The 18911-nt window shown below is 29.7% G+C and carries 14 protein-coding genes; 13 read left to right on the top strand and 1 reads right to left on the bottom strand.

Annotation, left to right across the window (positions count from 1 at the left end):
• The first annotated feature begins 315 nt into the window (after positions 1 to 315).
• From secA to CLCHR_RS06420, 13 genes are all read left to right on the top strand, one after another.
• Positions 316 to 2874: a preprotein translocase subunit SecA gene (gene secA / locus CLCHR_RS06480; RefSeq protein WP_079438888.1), complete on the top strand. Its 2559-nt coding sequence runs from the start codon at positions 316 to 318 to the stop codon at positions 2872 to 2874.
• 204 nt (positions 2875 to 3078) lie between these two features.
• Positions 3079 to 4174 (top strand): peptide chain release factor 2 gene (gene prfB / locus CLCHR_RS06475; RefSeq protein ID WP_119367975.1). Its coding sequence is split into 2 segments (ribosomal slippage): positions 3079 to 3156 and positions 3158 to 4174, totalling 1095 coding nucleotides; the frame shifts between segments, so codons are not numbered across the junction.
• A gap of 807 nt (positions 4175 to 4981) precedes the next feature.
• The gene (locus CLCHR_RS25085) at positions 4982 to 5158 is read left to right on the top strand and encodes a hypothetical protein (RefSeq protein ID WP_202117334.1); all 177 of its coding nucleotides are present in this window, start codon (positions 4982 to 4984) and stop codon (positions 5156 to 5158) included.
• A gap of 303 nt (positions 5159 to 5461) precedes the next feature.
• The gene (locus CLCHR_RS06465) at positions 5462 to 6157 is read left to right on the top strand and encodes a response regulator transcription factor (protein WP_079438885.1); all 696 of its coding nucleotides are present in this window, start codon (positions 5462 to 5464) and stop codon (positions 6155 to 6157) included.
• Positions 6147 to 7646, top strand: a complete 1500-nt coding sequence (locus CLCHR_RS06460) for a sensor histidine kinase (RefSeq protein WP_079438884.1) — start codon at positions 6147 to 6149, stop codon at positions 7644 to 7646. Before CLCHR_RS06465 ends, CLCHR_RS06460 begins: the two co-directional genes overlap by 11 nt.
• A 201-nt stretch (positions 7647 to 7847) precedes the next feature.
• On the top strand, positions 7848 to 8705 hold the full coding sequence (locus CLCHR_RS06455; protein ID WP_079438950.1) for a CPBP family intramembrane glutamic endopeptidase: 858 nt from the start codon (positions 7848 to 7850) through the stop codon (positions 8703 to 8705).
• 52 nt (positions 8706 to 8757) lie between these two features.
• Positions 8758 to 9684: a site-2 protease family protein gene (locus tag CLCHR_RS06450; protein ID WP_079438883.1), complete on the top strand. Its 927-nt coding sequence runs from the start codon at positions 8758 to 8760 to the stop codon at positions 9682 to 9684.
• Between the two features lie 18 nt (positions 9685 to 9702).
• A complete protein-coding gene (locus tag CLCHR_RS06445; protein WP_079438882.1) occupies positions 9703 to 10038 on the top strand; it encodes a hypothetical protein in 336 nt (111 codons plus the stop codon).
• A 157-nt stretch (positions 10039 to 10195) separates the two neighbouring features.
• Positions 10196 to 12373 (top strand): Tex family protein, encoded by a 2178-nt coding sequence (locus CLCHR_RS06440; RefSeq protein ID WP_079438881.1) that lies wholly within the window; start codon positions 10196 to 10198, stop codon positions 12371 to 12373.
• A gap of 241 nt (positions 12374 to 12614) precedes the next feature.
• Positions 12615 to 13577 (top strand): Gfo/Idh/MocA family protein, encoded by a 963-nt coding sequence (locus CLCHR_RS06435; RefSeq protein ID WP_079438880.1) that lies wholly within the window; start codon positions 12615 to 12617, stop codon positions 13575 to 13577.
• A 48-nt stretch (positions 13578 to 13625) separates the two neighbouring features.
• Positions 13626 to 14549, top strand: a complete 924-nt coding sequence (locus CLCHR_RS06430) for a DMT family transporter (protein ID WP_079438879.1) — start codon at positions 13626 to 13628, stop codon at positions 14547 to 14549.
• Positions 14550 to 14770: 221 nt separating this feature from the next.
• A complete protein-coding gene (locus tag CLCHR_RS06425) occupies positions 14771 to 15076 on the top strand; it encodes a hypothetical protein (RefSeq protein WP_079438878.1) in 306 nt (101 codons plus the stop codon).
• Positions 15077 to 15298: 222 nt separating this feature from the next.
• Positions 15299 to 16189 (top strand): ROK family protein, encoded by an 891-nt coding sequence (locus tag CLCHR_RS06420; RefSeq protein WP_079438877.1) that lies wholly within the window; start codon positions 15299 to 15301, stop codon positions 16187 to 16189.
• Between the two features lie 386 nt (positions 16190 to 16575).
• Here the strand turns inward: CLCHR_RS06420 and CLCHR_RS06415 are convergent, their stop codons facing one another.
• Complete coding sequence (locus tag CLCHR_RS06415) at positions 16576 to 18669, bottom strand: glutamine synthetase III family protein (RefSeq protein WP_079438876.1); 2094 nt, start codon at positions 18667 to 18669, stop codon at positions 16576 to 16578.
• Positions 18670 to 18911 lie beyond the last annotated feature (242 nt).

Genomic DNA, 18911 nt, shown 5'->3' with positions numbered 1-18911 from the left:
AATGTGAGTTTAACTCACATTTCGAACAGTTTTTATATTGCGTGTGAGTAGAGAAAATCTTGTAATAAATCAACCTGCATAATATGGAATTTTTAATTCCAATATTCACATTTATTATTAATAAAATGTGAGCAAAATATTAAAAAAGAATTAAAATTAGATGTTTTATATAGGATTTAATACAAAAATCATGAGTTTTATTGAAAAGAAGATAAATAAAATGCTATAATTATAGAATACGTGATTTATAAATTGAATTTATCAAATATATTTTAGAAATTAGTGTGAAATATAGAATTTCGAAAGGATGACATTATGGGACTATTAGATGCCGTATTTGGAACATATAGTGAAAGAGAAGTTAAGAGGCTTAGACCTAGTATACAAAAAATAAATGATTTAGACGAGGCAATGCAAAAACTTTCAGATGAAGAATTAAAAGCAAAGACTTTTGAATTCAAAGAAAGATTAGCAAATGGAGAGACTTTAGATGATATTCTATCAGAAGCATTTGCGGTTGTAAGAGAAGCATCTGCAAGGGTTTTAGGAATGAAACATTATGATGAACAACTTATGGGAGGTATGATACTTCACCAAGGAAGAATATCAGAAATGAAAACAGGTGAAGGTAAAACTTTAGTTGCAACATTACCAGCATATTTGAACGGATTAAGTGGAAATGGAGTTCACATAGTAACAGTTAATGACTACCTTGCTAAAAGAGATGCTGAACAGATGGGTCAATTATATGGTTTCTTAGGATTGACTACAGGTGTTATTGTACATGAATTAAATAATGATCAAAGAAGAGAATCATATGGATCAGATATAACTTATGGAACTAATAATGAATTTGGATTTGACTATTTAAGAGACAACATGGTTATTTACAAAGAAGAAAGAGTTCAAAAACCATTAAATTTTGCAATAGTCGATGAGGTTGACTCTATTTTAATCGATGAAGCTAGAACTCCACTTATAATTTCAGGTCAAGGTGAAAAATCTACTGAATTTTATAAGGTTGCTGATTACTTCGCAAAGAAATTACTTGAAGAAAGAGACTTCACTAGAGATGAAAAAGCTAATGCAGTAATGTTAACTGATGAAGGTGTTAGAAAAGCAGAAGCTACATTTAATGTTAAGAATTATGCTGATGCTGAAAATATTGAATTACAACATTATGTAACTCAAGCTTTAAAAGCAAACTTTGCCATGAGAAGAGATAAAGACTACATGGTTAAAGATGGAGAAGTAATAATCGTTGATGAATTTACAGGAAGACTCATGGAAGGTAGAAGATATTCAGATGGTCTTCATCAAGCAATAGAAGCAAAAGAAGGTGTCAAGATTGCAAGAGAATCAAAAACGTTAGCTACTATTACATTCCAAAATTACTTCAGAATGTATAAAAAATTAGCAGGTATGACTGGTACTGCATTAACTGAAGAAAATGAATTCAGAGAAATTTACGGATTAGATGTTATTGTTATACCAACACATAGACCAATCGCAAGAAAAGATAATCCGGATTTAGTATTCAGTACTGAGCTTGGAAAAATTAAAGCAGTTGCTTCAGAGGTAGAAAAAGCTCATGCTAAAGGTCAACCGGTACTGGTTGGTACAGTAAGTATCGAAAAATCAGAACTTGTTTCAAGCATGCTTAAGAAAAAGGGAGTGCCACATCAAGTATTAAATGCTAAATTTCATGAACAAGAAGCTGAAATAATAAGTCACGCAGGTGAAAAGGGTATGGTTACTATAGCTACTAATATGGCTGGTAGAGGTACTGATATTAAGCTTGGTGAAGGAGTAGTTGAACTTGGAGGTCTTAAGATAATAGGTACTGAAAGACATGAATCAAGAAGAATAGATAACCAATTAAGAGGACGTTCAGGAAGACAAGGGGACCCTGGTGAATCAACATTCTTTATTTCATTAGAAGATGATTTAATGAGAATATTTGGATCAGAAAAGATTCAAGGAGTTGTTGAAAAATTAGGACTTCAAGAAGAAGAAGCTATTGAAAGTAAAATGGTTTCAAAGGCTATTGAAAATGCTCAGAAGAAGGTTGAAGGTAACAACTTTGATATTAGAAAGCAATTATTAGGATACGATGATGTAATGAATATTCAAAGAGAAGTTATCTATAAACAAAGATCAGAGGTTCTTGAAGGTGAAGATGTAAAAGAAGAAGTATTATCAATGACAAAAGATATTATTGCAGAAGCTGTTAATATTCATATTACAGGTGAAACAGAAGATTATAGAGAAGAATTTTTAAACTTAATGGTATACTTACAAGAAATATGTATTCCAGCAGGTTTGGTTAACTTACCAAGTTTAGAGAATCTATCAAATGAAGAAATAATTGAAAATCTTTATGAAGTTGCACGTAAATTCTATGAGGCAAAAGAAGAAGAATTTACACCAGAAAGATTAAGAGAAGTTGAAAGAGTTGTTCTTTTAAGATCAGTTGATACTAAATGGATGAGTCATATAGATAACATGGATCACCTAAAACAAGGTATTGGACTTCAATCGTTTAAGCAAATTGATCCAGTTCAAGCTTACCAAATGGAAGGTAGTGAAATGTTTAATGAAATGATTAGATCAATCAAGGAAGAAACAGTTAAACTATTATTCCGTGTGAAAATAGAAGTGGCTCCAGAAAGGGTAAGAGTTGCTCAAGAAACAGCAGCAATTCATGCAGAGGCATCAAGTGCTGCGGCACCAGGACCAGGACAAAATCAACCAGGTGGACCAGGTTCAGGACCGGCAGCTCCTGTTAGAAATCTTGATAAGCATGGAAGAAATGAATTGTGTCCATGTGGCAGTGGAAAGAAATTTAAGAATTGTTGTGGAAGAGAAGCTTAAAGTAAGGTTACAATTCTTGATAACAGTTGAGTAAAAACTTCAGAGGTTTTTAAAGAATAAGTATGATATAATAAATTCCGTAGAGATTTCAAAGAATTGTTGTTTTATTGTTAAGTAGCAATTTAAATTGAAATTACTACGGAATTTTTATCAAAGTAAACTGTTACTTGCTAACCGTTAACTGATTAAAAGGGGTGAAAATAGATGATTATTGAGCTTGAAAAGGAATTAATAAAGCTTCCTAATATAAAAAAATCTATAGAGGAAATGGGGGCTTCACTTTGACAGAGAAGGTCTTGAAAAGGAACTTCATGAATTGGAATGTCAAATGCAAGAGCCAGGTTTCTGGGATGATGTTAAAAGAGCAGAGGAAGTTACAAAGAAGAGTAAGTCAATAAAGAACAAAATTGATAATTATGATAGACTAAAATCTCAAGTTGATGATATTGAAGTATTGAAAGAAATTATGGAAGATGACGATGAAGAGTCTGCAAATGAAATAATACAAACTATACGAGAAGTGGAAAATCAGATAGATGATTATAATATGAAAGTGCTCTTGTCTGGTGATTATGATAAGAATAATGCCATTTTGACACTACATGTTGGTGTGGGTGGTACCGATGCGAATGATTGGACTGAAATGCTTCTGAGAATGTACACAAGATGGTGCGAAAAACAAGGCTATAGTATTGAAACCATAGACTTACTTCCAGGAGATGAAGCGGGGATTAAGAGTGTAACATTAAAAGTTACAGGAGAATATGCATATGGATATTTAAAAGCTGAAAAGGGAATTCATAGATTGGTTAGAATATCGCCTTTTAATGCTAATGGTAAAAGACAAACTTCATTTGCGTCCATGGAAGTACTGCCAGAGCTTACAAAAGAGCAGGATATAGACATAAAGTCTGACGATTTGAGAATTGATACCTATAGATCAGGAGGTGCTGGAGGACAGCATGTAAATAAGACTGATTCAGCAGTTAGAATCACGCATTTACCTACTGGTATAGTTGTACAATGTCAGAACGAAAGAAGCCAATTTTCTAATAAGGATACAGCTATGGAAATGCTTAAGTCCAAATTGGTTGAATTGAAAGAAAGAGCGCATAAGGAAAAAATTGAAGATCTAACTGGAGAATTAAAAGATATGGGTTGGGGAAGTCAAATAAGGTCATATGTGTTCCATCCATACAGTATGGTTAAAGACCATAGAACAAATGTTGAAACTTCAAATGTCTCAGCGGTGATGGATGGGGAAATAGATATTTTTATAAATGCGTATTTAAAGCAGTAATTAGTATGGCTTACTAAGATAGTAAATATCTATAATAAAAAGAGTTGAGAAGTAAATAAAGCTTCTTAACTCTTTTTATTATTATATATGAATCTATTTATTTAATTTTTTGTTTTCGGGCAATTAATAAGTTAATATAGTCCCCAAAAGAAAATTCTCGATAAGTAGTTCGAAGAAATGCCCAAATCTTACACCAGAAGGCATAAAATCATTTGGTGCAAATAAAGGCGTTGCTAGAGGGATACTTAAAAGCAATTCCATTAAAATATATCTTTCTATTTTATTATTTACAGATAAACCTTTCAGTAATAGATAGCCTATGATAGTCCATAAGAATCCCCTAAGTATTTGAAATACGATTAAGAATGCATATTGATCAAATTATATCCACTATATTTTGGGAACTTCAATATTGTTATCTTTGAAGTATTTAAATAATGCTTGTTCTAAAAAATCGTCAATCAGACCAGAATCTTCACGACTAAAAGATGTTTTTATTTTGTTGAAGAAATCAGTCAGTAACATTCATTTTAGATGCTAGTTCTCCTACAGTCATTAAATTTTCACTGTTCATAGTTTTTTATTACCTCAATTGAATAATAGCATATGACGTTACGTCATGAGCAATACTCTAAATAAAAATATTTTAAATTTCTATTAAAAAAACTTCTGCTAGAAACAGAAGTTTTTATGAAATATTGACAGACCAAGTTTTGAAAATTATTTAGAAATAAAAATTTAAATACGTAAATAAAAAAATTATATTAAGCAGCTTTATAAAAAATATCTATTAATGAATATATTGCAATGAGTATTACGCAAACATATAAGGAGATATTTAATCCGGGTTTAAGTATGGACATAACGCCACCAGCTACTAAAGCGGCAATTATTAATACACTAACAAATTTAAAGAAACCTGACTTATTTGTTAGAAGTGTTGTAACAGATGAAAACATAATTAAAATTAATGTTATAAAGTAAAATATATTTTTTAGGTTGCCTGAATAACTCATTATCTGAAATTCATTTAAAGCAATAATTGAAAGTAAAAATAATAAAGAAAAAGAACATATTCTACTAATATTTTTAACCATAACCCCACCACCTTGGAAATATTTACATAATAATTATACAGTTGAATTTTTGTCTGGGCAATAAGAATTTAATATAAAATAGCATTTTCAATTAAACGAATAGTAAAGAAATTAAAAATTGAAATTAATTCCTATAAATAGTATAAATGTATGATAAAATATACTCAGAATTAATTGAGGAGTTGAATATATGAATATTCTAATAGTTGAAGATGAAAAAGATATTAGAAATCTTATTTCTTTACATATGAGAAAAGAAAATTACGAGGTTTATGAGGCATGTGACGGAAGAGAAGCCTTAACGATATTTGAAAATGAAAAGATTGACTTGATTTTATTAGATATAATGATGCCTGATATCGATGGGATTTCAGTAATACAAAGAGTACGAGCTGTCTCTACTATTCCAATAATTTGTATTACAGCAATGGGTAATGATTCCGATAAAGTTTTGGCTTTAGGACTTGGAGCAGATGACTATTTAGTAAAACCTATAAGTCCAATTGAATTATCTGCTAGAGTGGCTTCTAACCTTAGAAGATGTTATAAATATGCTGAACATAAAGATATAATTTATTCAACAGGTGATTTGAAGTTATTTACTGAGACATTTGAAGTTTATAAGGGAAATAAAAAGATAGATTTAAATCCAAAAGAATTTAAAATACTCAAGTTATTGGTTTCAAATTTAGGGAAAGTATTTACTAAGAAACAAATCTATGAAGAAGTATGGGAAGATGCGTATTTTGGGGATTCAAATAATATTATGGTTCATTTAAGTCATATTAGAGAGAAGATAGAAGATGATCCTAAGAATCCCGTTTATATAAAAACTATAAGAGGAATAGGGTATAAAATTGAAAGGGTAAATGTTAATGAGGGCTAAAAGGATAAAAAGAAGTGTTACGACAGAGCTATTTTTTATATATTTTATAGGATATATAGCTATTAATTTGATATTACTAGCAGCTGTTATTGGTTCTATTGCAGCATATGAAATTTTATGTAACCCTCGTACATACACATCTTATTTCAAGGAATTAGAAGATAAATTAAAAAATGATTATAACGATATAACCGATGAAGATCTAGATGAGATAGATGGATTTATGATAAAAATAAATAATCGGAATATAGTGTTCTACTCCAGAGGGCATGTTATTGAAGAATTTAAACATATAAATTTACAAAGTTATATGTATCTATTTGGACTAACAAAGGACAATGAGAACTCACTAAATGATGATCTTAGAACTATGTTTGCATTATCAGAATTTAATAATTCAATAATTGATACAAGCAATAATGTTAAGTATTCTTTGTATAGCAGATACATAAAAGAAGAAGATTCATTAGTTGTGGTTGGATTTCCATATTCACAAGTTACAAAACCGAATAAGATCACAAATATAATTCCACATAATTTATTAATAAAGATAATGAGTTTTTTTAATATAATGTTAATTTTGTCAGTTGTATATGCTCTGGCTAAGGCTACTTCAACAGCATTCATAAATCCAATAAGAACATTATTAAGCGGGGTTATGGAAATATCTCATGGTAACTATAATGTAAGACTTGATATTGATAAGAAAAATGAATTTCTTGAGTTAGCTAATGGATTTAATATGATGGCAGAAACAATACAAAATGAGAAAAGTCAGAGAGAAAAGTTAGAAAAGGCCAAAGAGGATTTAATATTAGACATATCTCATGATTTGAAAAATCCCCTTGCATCTATTTTGGGTTATAGCGAAACTTTAGTTAATAATAGAGATTTAAAAGAAGATGAAAAGTTGGAATACTTAAATATAATAAATAATAACTCACAGAGGGCAAATAAATTAATAACAGATTTATTTGAGTTCTCTTTATATGATAATTCTGATTATAAAATGGTTACTGTAAAGGCTGATATATCAGAATTTATAAGGCAAACTATTGCTAATTATATTCCTGAATTTGATCATAAAAAATTTGAATATGATTTTGATATAACGGAAGAGCCTTATTATGTAATGATAAATGAAGAAAAATTATCAAGAGCAATCAATAATGTATTGGATAATAAAATTAAATATACGCAAGCAGGTGGGAAAATTGGTATAAAGACTGAGATCAGAGATAATAGTTTTTACATTATTTTATCTGACAATGGTGATAGTATTCCTATAAGGTATCGAGAAAATATATTTAATCCATTTGTTAGAGTTGATAAATCAAGGAATTCTAAAACCGGTGGAACTGGGCTTGGATTATCAATCACAAAAAAAATTCTAAATAAGCACGATGGTGATATTAGAATTATAGATAGTGGCATCGGAACAACTTTTGAAATAATGTTACCGCTTGTTGTATTTAAGAATAAGATCTAAACCTAAAGACTTAGCGCAACAACTTATTTTTTATATAGTATTTTAAGGTTAATTTAATATTATTGTAAGTAGTATTTAACAGGATATATTTATACTAAGTATAGTGGGTTATATTGGAATAGGATTCTGATGCATTATGCTCTTAGTATAAACTATAGAGAGGCATTGCTATAGAAAATGGTTAGGAAAGGTGTTGAAATTTTGAAATTTGATAGCGATTTTAATGAAGTTAAAATTAGGAATGTCGTGGTTATATATTTAATTACAATTGTAACTTTAATAATAGCATCGTTTTTTATATTATCAAGTGCAGATGGAGAAATTAGTAATAGTGATATGAATAAATTATGTATGCAATCAGGTATTATATTATTTTCCATGCTAATTTACAAGGTTAAGCCGTCTAAAGAAAAAATAATTAATTTATATAATGATTTTAAAATTAAATTAAATGTCAAAGAAATTATTTGTATTATATCATTTTTCACATGCCTAAATGTAGGAGGAAGTAAACTAATAATTGATTTACTATATTTAATTGACCCAAGTTTCGCAAATGATTTTATAAATGATATCCCTTTGACTATAAATTCTACGACCGATTATTGGATGTGTTTTATAATAGTAGTCATCTTATCACCAGTTATTGATGAATTAACATTTAGATATGTTTTATTCAAAAGGATTTCAAAGAAACTTAACATTTATGCTGGATTGATTGTATCTTCTATAATTTTTTCTGCTATTAATCTCTGCCCAGAAATGATAGGCAATTTAGCATTAGGAGTTATTAATTGTATTTTATATATAAAATACGAAAATATTCTTATGCCTATGTTAATTTGTACTATAAATGGTTTGTTATATATGTTAGTATTAATTCCTTTTCAAGGATTTAAAACTGAATATGTTACTTTGACATCGGACTACATTATTATGAATGCAATATCAGGAACTGTGTTGTTTTCTATTGGAATTATTTTTTTTATTAGATTCATAACTAAAAATAAAATTTGCTTAAGAGAAAGTTTTGATAAAGATATCAATTTGAGAATTTAATTTTAAACAAGACTCTAATTAAAAAATTATAAGCATATAATAAGGAGCCAGTATGGATAATTTTGAGAGTGAAATGAAAGATATTAATTCAAATGTAAATAAAGAAATAAATAATGGTCTATATGAAGAGAAAGAGATAACTAACTTAAATGTATTAGATACAAAAGAAAAAGATAATCTAATAACAAAACTAAAAAATAAAAAAGGTTTTTGGGGTGTTTTAGGAGCAGTCCTCTTAATTCTTATAAAATTTAAATCAGCAATTATATTTATTTTAGTGAAATTTAAATTTATATTTATATTCTTGAAGTTAGGAAAATTTATATCTACTATTGCATCCATGTTATTAATGATTGTAATATATGCTAAGACATATGGATGGACATTTGCAAGTGGTTTTGTGTTATTGTTATTTATCCATGAAATGGGCCATTACTTAACTGCGAAAGCTATTAAATTAGATGTAGGTGTACCTATATTTATTCCTTTTGTAGGGGCTTTAATCAGTCTAAAGGAAGAACCAAAAAATGCAGTGACAGAGGCAAAGGTTGCAATTGGGGGACCGTTAGTTGGAAGTCTTGGCTCATTAATTTGTTTGTTGTTATATTATATTTTAAAAGAAGACGTTTTAATGGCGTTAGCTTATACAGGATTTATGTTAAATTTGTTTAACCTTATACCTGTTCATCCACTTGACGGGGGGAGAATTGTATCAGCAATATCACCTAAGTTATGGTTAATGGGAATACCAATAGGTATAATCGCTCTTTTTAAAGCATTTAATCCTATTATATTAATGTTACTAGTACTTGGGATTGTGAAAGTTATTGAGCAATATAGAAATCCAGACAAATTGTATTATGAAGTAAAGGCAACGATGAGGTGGATGTTTGCTCTAGGTTATTTCGGATTAATATTGCTTTTGGGCCTTGGAATAACATATATCCATGGTATTCATTCTTCTATACTGATTCAATAAAAATTGGAGGGATTAAATATGTATTTTAATATACCAGGCGCAAAAGATATTCTTATTAAAAACATGACCGGTGAGGACTTAGAAGACATATACTTAAGTTTTGAGGGGATAGAAAAGCACCCTTTAAAAATATCAAATATAAGAAAAGATGGGCAAGTAGCTAAAACTTTGATTTTAAGTTATTTGCATAAAACAACAGAGCTTAAGTTACATTATTTTATGGATAATGAAAAACAAGAAATAGCAGTATATGATAATTTAAATAAAAATGATTTGAGAAAATTAATAATAACAATATATAAAAAAGGTGAACAGCTTGATGTAAAAACTACTGTTGATGAAAAAAATATTTAATTCTTGCCTTGAATTTAAATAAGTTTATAATATTAATATATATAAGATTATTGCCATTGCTAAAAATAGTAATGGCAATAATAATTTGTATGGTAAAATAGTATTATGATGGCAATAATTATTTTAGTAATAAGTCTATATTAAGATGGAGGAAGTTATGAATTCAATTGAAGAAAGAATCGCACAAGAGCTAGAAATAAAACTAAGTCAAGTTCAAAATGTTATTGGACTTTTAGATGATGGAAATACAGTTCCGTTTATTTCAAGATATAGAAAAGAAGCAACAGGAGGGCTTTCGGATGAAGTATTAAGAAAATTATCTGAGAGACTTACATATTTGAGGAATTTAGAAGAAAGAAAAGCTGATGTCACAAGGCTTATACAAGAACAAGAAAAGTTTACAGAAGAGATAGGTAATGCCCTAGAAAGTGCAACGACTTTAACAGAAGTTGAAGATATATACAGACCGTTTAAACCTAAAAAGAGAACAAAAGCAACAATAGCTGCAGAAAAGGGATTAAAACCTCTTGCAGAACTAATTTTAGAAGGAAAATTTAGTGGTAACTTAGATGAAGAGGCAGCTAAATATATAAGTGAAGAAAAAGGCGTAGCAAATAGTGGAGAAGCTATTCAAGGAGCTTTAGATATAATAGCTGAAAACATTTCTGATGAAGCTAAGTATAGAAAGTATATAAGAGAATTTGTTGTTAGAGAAGGTAATATAGAATCAAAGGGAAGCTCAGAAGAGCCAACTCCTTATGAAATGTATTATGAATATTCAGAAGCAGTAAATAAAATACCTCCTCACAGGATATTAGCTATAAACAGAGGAGAAAAAGAAAAGATTCTAAGTGTTAAAATCACAGCTAATGAAGAGAAGATAATTAAATACTTAGAAAATCAAATATTTAAGGGTGATGCAGTTTTAGATGAAAAGCTAAAACTTGCAATTAAAGATTCATTGAAAAGATTAATTTACCCATCAATAGAAAGAGAAATAAGAAGTGAGTTAACTGATATCGGTGAAGAAGGTGCTATTAAGATTTTCAAAGAAAACCTTAAAGCATTATTGCTGCAAGCTCCAATCAAAGGAAAAGTAGTAATGGGATATGACCCTGGATTTAGAACAGGATGTAAAATTGCCATATTAGATGCAACAGGAAAGTTTTTAGAAAATACAGCAGTATATCCAACAGTACCTAAAAGAGATATAGAGGGAACTAAGAGAACCTTGAAAGTTCTTATTGCTAAACATAACGTTGATGTTATTTCGCTCGGAAATGGAACAGCCTCAAGAGAATCTGAAGAAGTTATTGCTGAAATGATTACTGAGATAAAAAAAGAAAATGGTAAGGAATTAGCATATGTTATTGTATCTGAAGCTGGGGCGTCAGTTTATTCAGCATCAGAACTTGCAACCAAAGAATATCCAGATCTAGATGTTACAGTAAGAGGTGCTATATCAATAGGAAGAAGACTTCAGGACCCACTGGCTGAGTTAGTAAAAATAGATCCGAAAGCTATAGGGGTAGGACAGTATCAACACGATGTTACTCCTAAAAAATTAGAAGAATCTTTGGCAGGTGTAGTAGAAGATTCGGTTAATACTGTTGGAGTTGATTTAAACATTGCAACACCATCACTCTTAACACATATTTCAGGAATAAATGCAACTATAGCTAAAAATATTGTTGATTATAGAGAAGAAGTTGGTCATTTTACTTCAAGAAAAGAATTGCTAAAAGTTAAGAGATTAGGTCAAAAAGCATATGAACAATGTGCAGGTTTCTTAAGAGTTGATGAGAGTAAAGAACCTCTAGATAATACCTCAGTTCATCCAGAATCTTATGATATAGCTAAAAAACTAATAGAGATACTTGGCTATAATAAAGAGGATTTAAAAAACAATAAATTAGGCGATATTGATGAAAGAGCAGAAGAACAAGGATTAAAGAAGTTAAGTCAAACTTTAGAAGTTGGAGAACTTACTTTAAAGGATATAATCAAGGAATTAAAGAAACCAGGTAGGGATCCGAGAGAAGGAATGCCAAAGCCAATACTTAAAACAGGAATAATAGAACTTAAGGACTTAAAGCCTGGAATGGTTTTAGCTGGAACTGTTAGAAATGTATCAGATTTTGGTGCTTTTGTAGATATCGGAGTCCATCAAGATGGTCTAGTTCATAAGAGCCAAATGGCAAATAGATTTGTAAAGCATCCTTTAGATATTGTTAAGGTTGGAGATATAGTCAAGGTTGCAATACTAGAAGTTGATGAAAAGAGAAAGAGAATATCGTTAACAATGAAAGATATTGATGAGTCTGTAGAAGTATAATTAATATATTGATTTATGAAAAGTCTTAAGAATAAAAGTATATTTATTCTTAAGACTTTTCTACTTGAGACGAGTCAATAATTATAAAGTGGTACTTTACTTGTGCTTTTCTGTGATTTAGCTGAAAGTTATAGGTATTTTAATATTAAAATATTGGTTAATAACATACGCTTATGAAAAATATGATATAGTTATTATATAGGGTGGTTTATAAAAAAAGTTACAAATAGGAGGGAAAATAATGATTAGATGGGGAATTATTGGACTAGGGAATATAGCTTCACGTTTTGCGAAGAGTTTGTCGTATACAAATGAAGGGAAGCTATATGCTATTGCATCTAAAACTAAAGAAAAACGCGATGCATTTCATAATAAATATAATTGTGAAAAAGTATACGAAGATTATGATCAATTATTAAATGATAATGAGATAGATGCTGTTTATATAGCTTTGCCTCATGGTTCACATAAATATTGGTCTATTGAAGCTTTAAGGCGTAAAAAGGCTGTTTTGTGTGAAAAGCCAGTAGGTTTAAATGCAGAAGAGATGAAAGAAATAAAAACGGAAGCTTTATTAAATAATACATTTTTTATGGAAGCAATGAAAACAAGATTTATTCCATTAGTTCATGAGATTAAAGAGATAATAAAGAATAACGAGATTGGTGAAATTGTAGCTATAGAAGCTAATTTTTGTAATCATGTAGAGAATATTAATCCAGGATCATATTTGCTTGATAAGAAACAAGGCGGGGCGCTACTTGATGTAGGAATTTATCCATTGTCATTTGTTATGGATATGATTGACTCGGAAGTTAATGAGGTTAACTCTTATATGGATATAAATGAGTCGGAAGTTGATGCTTATTTTAAAGCAACAATTACTTTTAAAAATGGAGTAATAGGCACTGTAGAAGGAGCTATTGATAGAAATAAGGAAAGAACTGCTATTATTAAAGGAACAAAAGGTTTCATAGAAATACCAATTTATAATAGACCAAGTATGGTTACAGTCAACATAGATGGTAATCAGCCATATACAATTGAAAAAGAAATAGAATTTGATGATATGTATGCAGAAATTCAAGAGGTACATAATAGTTTAAGAGATTCAAAATTGCAAAGTGATTGCTTACCTCTAGATGAGTCAATTCGTGTTATGGAAGTATTAGATAGAATTAGAATAAATGCAGGACAGAAATAAGTCTGTAATGTTTATTATTACACTAATTAGGAGAGAGAAATATACAAAATGGATAAAACAAAATTTTATACCAATAGAAAAAACATTGTACTTTTGGCAACTTTATGTTGCCTTTTATGGGGAAGTGCCTATCCTTCTATTAAAGTTGGATACTTATTATTTAATATAATTGATATAGGTTCTAAGTTAGTTTTTGCGGGATATAGATTTACACTTGCAGGGATTTTTATACTTATATTTGAGTTTATTACAAAGAAAACTATATTTAGTTTTACAGCAAAACAATTTGGACAAGTAACTTTATTAGGATTAACGCAAACTGCACTTCAATACATATTTTTCTATGTGGGAATGTCATATACTACAGGAGTAAGAGGTTCAATAATAAATGGTATAGGAACTTTTGCGAGTATAATCCTGGCTCATTTCATTTATAAGAATGACAAACTAAATTTCAATAAGATAATAGGATGTATTGTTGGATTTTTAGGGGTAATAATTGTTAATTTAAATGGAGAGTCATTAGGGGGGGCACCTGTAACTTTTAAAGGGGAAGGGTTTATAATGGTCGCCGCGATTATATTTGCTATCTCAGCAATATATGGTAAGAAAATAACGCAGGCTCAAGAACCTTCAATAGTAACAGGTTTTCAGTTATTTATTGGAGGAGTTATATTAACAGTCTTAGGATTTATTTTAGGAGGAAGCCTAGAAGGATTTACAATGAAGTCAACATTACTTTTAGTATACATGGCATTATTATCTTCAATTGCCTTTGTTGTTTGGACTCAATTACTGAAATATAACAAGGTAGGAATAATTTCGATATTTAATTTTTTAATACCAGTATTCGGCACGTTATTATCAGCGTTAATACTAGGAGAAGATATTTTTGATATTAAGATATTAATAGCATTAATATTAGTTTGTTATGGAATATTCTTAGTTTACAGGAATAAAGACATAAGATAATTTCATAAACCTATTGATTTTATAAGATTCAGAATACAAAACAATTACAACTATACAAATTGCCATATAAACTTGAAATATTGACGAATTTGATAAGTGATTGATTTGAAAGAATTGATAATTTAAAGTATCATAGTATTAATAAAATAAGATGAAAATGTGAAAGGTCTAATAATAAATATAGAATTTTTTATTAGTTTTTTGCATAAACGGAGGCAAAAATGAAAGTAAAATGTATTGATAATAATCTTTGTTCAACACTAATTTTAAATAAGGAATACGTAGTAATTGAGGAAGCACCTGAATATTATGTAGTACTAGATGACTTGAATAATGAAACAACTTGTAGAAAGACAAGATTTGTAGTTATAGAAGATGGAGGAATAACCAAGAAAGCCAAAGCTACGATTACAGAATTGAATTATCAACTAGAAAATGAATTTAAGGATATAAAGCAATTCGCAATCAGAAAGAACTCTAAAGGTGAAATGAAAGAAATATCTATAAAATTTAAATACAATATATAAAGTAATTTTATAAAAGAACTAGAGTATATACGAAATATTAGATAAATGTATATATTCTAGTTTATTTTTATGCACTTAATTCAGAGTATGTTTGATTCAATAAATGGATTGTTGTACGAATATATTTATTGAAAATGTTTATTAATTAATTTATGATAAATTTAGGTAAACGATATTATTAATAGAAATATCATTAAAAAATTTAGTAAATGGGGTGGAAAGATGAAATATTTAGTTTTAGATATTGGAGGCAGTGCTATTAAATATGCACTTATGACCAGTGAATTAGAATTTGTTGAGAAGGGAAATGAACCAACACCGCACGATTGTATTGAAAGCTTTATCGAAGTAGTAGGAAAAATATATGATGAGTATAAGAATGAAATAGAAGGAATAGCTATAAGTATGCCTGGAGTTCTAGATAGTGAAAAGGGCTATACCTACACAGGTGGTTCATTGACCTATAACGAAGGAAAAGAAATTGTAAAAATTCTGCAAGAGAGATGTCCTACTAAAATAACAATAGAGAATGATGGTAAATGTGCGGCTTTAGCTGAAGTATGGAAAGGAAGCCTGAAAGATTGTAATGATGGTGTAGTTATTGTTCTCGGAACCGGAGTTGGTGGAGGAATCATAAAAGATAGAAAATTACACAAGGGAAAGAATTTCTTTGCAGGTGAGTTTAGTTTCACCGCTACTGATGTTAATAATATTGAGGGAAACGGAAGCTGGTGGGGACATTTGAGTGGTTCTAAGTCTCTAATTGAAGCTGCCGCAAAATCAAAGAACATGTCAGCAGAAGAACTAGATGGATATAAAGTGTTTGAGTATGCTAATAATTGTGATGAGGATATTCTCAAAGTATTGGATGATTTTACGTATAAACTAGCAGTTCAAATTTTTAACTTACAATGTATTTTAGATCCAGAAGTGTTTGCAATTGGTGGTGGGATAAGTAGCCAGGATATACTAATTGAATATATCAAGAAAAACGTTGATAAATATCATAAGAACTTTATATCTGATGTTCCAAAACCAAATGTTATTCGATGCGAATTTAGAAATGATGCAAATCTTATAGGAGCTTTATATAATTTTATTAATCGAAATTAGAAAACATGATTTGAATAAAGAATTTGGTGTTATGTATTATAGTTTTTAAGACAGAAGTGAGAATGCGACATATTGATTATTGTAGAGAAAAGTAGGAACGATAATGTTCCTACTTTCTTTAGTTTATTGTGATATCCTTAGGGAAAGAGATTTTTATTCCAAAGAGAGATGGCAAAACTCGTTGTTTATTTTATAAAGCTCAAAATAATCCCGTGGCACCAGTGTTTTTAATGTCCATGGTGGACGATTTGTAACAGGGCTTCCTGAAGATGATGATTCAAGGATTGAGAAAATACTAATTAAAATAATATCTAATCAAGCTAAATCCTAAAAAAAGGAGCACTTCATTTAAGAAGTACTCTTTTTTTGTCTTTAGAAATATTATATTAAATGTTGAATAGCATATCGCCATAAGTTGGTATTGGCCAGAAATCTTCATCAACTATAGTTTCAAGCTTATCAGCATATTCTCTTAAAGTATTCATTTGTTCGAATACTTCGTATCTGTATATCATTCCTAAATCGAATATATCACCGTCAAAGTTATCAGCTTTTTCAACTACTTTTTCAAGAAGTGCTACATTTTTATTCAATGAAGACAATAATGATGAAACTTCAGTCAATAATTCACTCTGAACTGATACGTCAACACTTACACCAGTAGCTTTTATAGTGTTTATTGATTCAGCAAGACTTGTAGTATATTGAATTACAGCTGGCATGATTTGACGTTTAGCCATTTCAAGTGTTGTTAATGCTTCAATATTTATAATCTTATTGTAGTTTTCAAGAGTTATTTCATAACGAGATTCTGCTTCTACTTTAGTTAGAACTCCGTGTTTTTCTAAAACTGCTTGATTCTTTTCAGAAATCATAGCTTTAGCAGCTTCTACTGTAGATTTAATGTTTGGAAGTCCTCTTCTTTCAGCTTCTACAACCCATTCATCTGAATATCCGTTACCATTGAAGATTACTCTCTTATGGTTTTTAACGATATCAGTTAAAATTACTTGAATTTCAGCATTTACATCAGTAGCTTTTTCAAGTTTATCTGCAATTTCAGATAAAGTTTCAGCAACTATTGTATTTAAAACAAAGTTACATCCAGCGATTGAAGCTGAAGATGGAACCATTCTAAATTCGAATTTGTTTCCAGTGAATGCAAATGGAGAAGTTCTGTTTCTGTCAGTTGCATCTTTTGGAAGTGGAGGTAATGTATTAACTCCAATAGTTAATTCGCTTGAAGATTTAGAGCTTGTAGCTGGTCCTTTTTCAATTTGTTCTAATACATCTTCTAATTGATCTCCTAAGAATATAGAGATTATAGCTGGAGGAGCTTCATTAGCACCTAATCTGTGATCATTTCCAGCATTAGCAGCTGATACTCTTAACAAGTCTGGATATTCATCAACAGCTTTTACTACAGCACAAAGGAATAAAAGGAATTGTTGATTTTCGTGTGGAGAGTTACCTGGTTCAAGAAGGTTCATTCCGTCATCAGTACCCATTGACCAGTTGTTATGCTTACCTGATCCATTTACTCCAGCAAATGGTTTTTCGTGAAGTAAGCAGTATAAGTCGTGTTTTGCAGCAACTTTCTTCATTATTTCCATTGTAAGTTGGTTGTGGTCAGTTGATATATTTGTTGTACTAAATATAGGAGCTAATTCATGTTGAGCAGGAGCAACTTCGTTATGTTTAGTTTTAGCTAATATTCCAAGCTTCCAAAGTTCTTCGTCTAACTCTTTCATGAAATCAGAAATTCTTTGTTTTAATGTTCCGAAGTAATGATCTTCAAGTTCTTGACCTTTTGAAGGTTTTGCTCCGAATAATGTTCTTCCAGTTAATATAAGGTCTTTACGAGCATCATACATTTTCTTATCGATTAAGAAATATTCTTGTTCAGGACCTACAGTTGTAATAACTTTTTTAGTAGTAGTATTACCTAATGCTTTTAAAACACGTAGAGCTTGTTTATCTAAAGCTTCCATTGATCTTAATAATGGAGTTTTTTTGTCTAAAGCTTCTCCGTTATAAGAGCAGAATGCAGTAGGAATACATAAAGAATCATCTTTAATAAATGCTGGTGAAGTACAATCCCATGCAGTATATCCTCTAGCTTCGAAAGTAGCTCTAAGCCCCCCGTTAGGGAATGAAGATGCATCTGGTTCACCTTTAATTAATTCTTTTCCTGAGAATTCAAGTATTACTTTTCCGTCAGAAGTTGGGTTGATAAAAGAATCATGTTTTTCTGCAGTGATTCCTGTCATTGGTTGGAACCAGTGAGTAAAGTGAGTAGCACCTTTTTCAACAGCCCAATCTTTCATTGCAGAAGCAACAACGTCTGCAACATCTGGTGCAAGAGAAGTTCCTCTTTCAATTGTCTTTTTTAAAGCTTTATAAGTAGCCTTTGGAAGACGTTCTTTCATTACAGCATCGCTAAATACGTTTGAACCAAAAATTTCATTGATTTTGTTCATTAATAAAATCTCCTTTCAGAATACACAACATTTATTTAAAGTGTTATTAACTAACTAAAAAAATTAATAATTTTAAAAAAAGTTTAGATTATAAATGATAAATTGTCAATACAAAAATACAGAATAAGACACAATGTATATCTATAAATATACATATATGGAATAAATTTCAATCTAAAAATAAAAAGCTAAAGAAATATTATAATATTCTCTAGCTCCATTGCTAAAATTCATATTTAATT

Source organism: Clostridium chromiireducens (assembly GCF_002029255.1).
GTDB lineage: Bacteria > Bacillota > Clostridia > Clostridiales > Clostridiaceae > Clostridium > Clostridium chromiireducens.
This window is presented reverse-complemented; position numbering and strand designations above follow the sequence as displayed.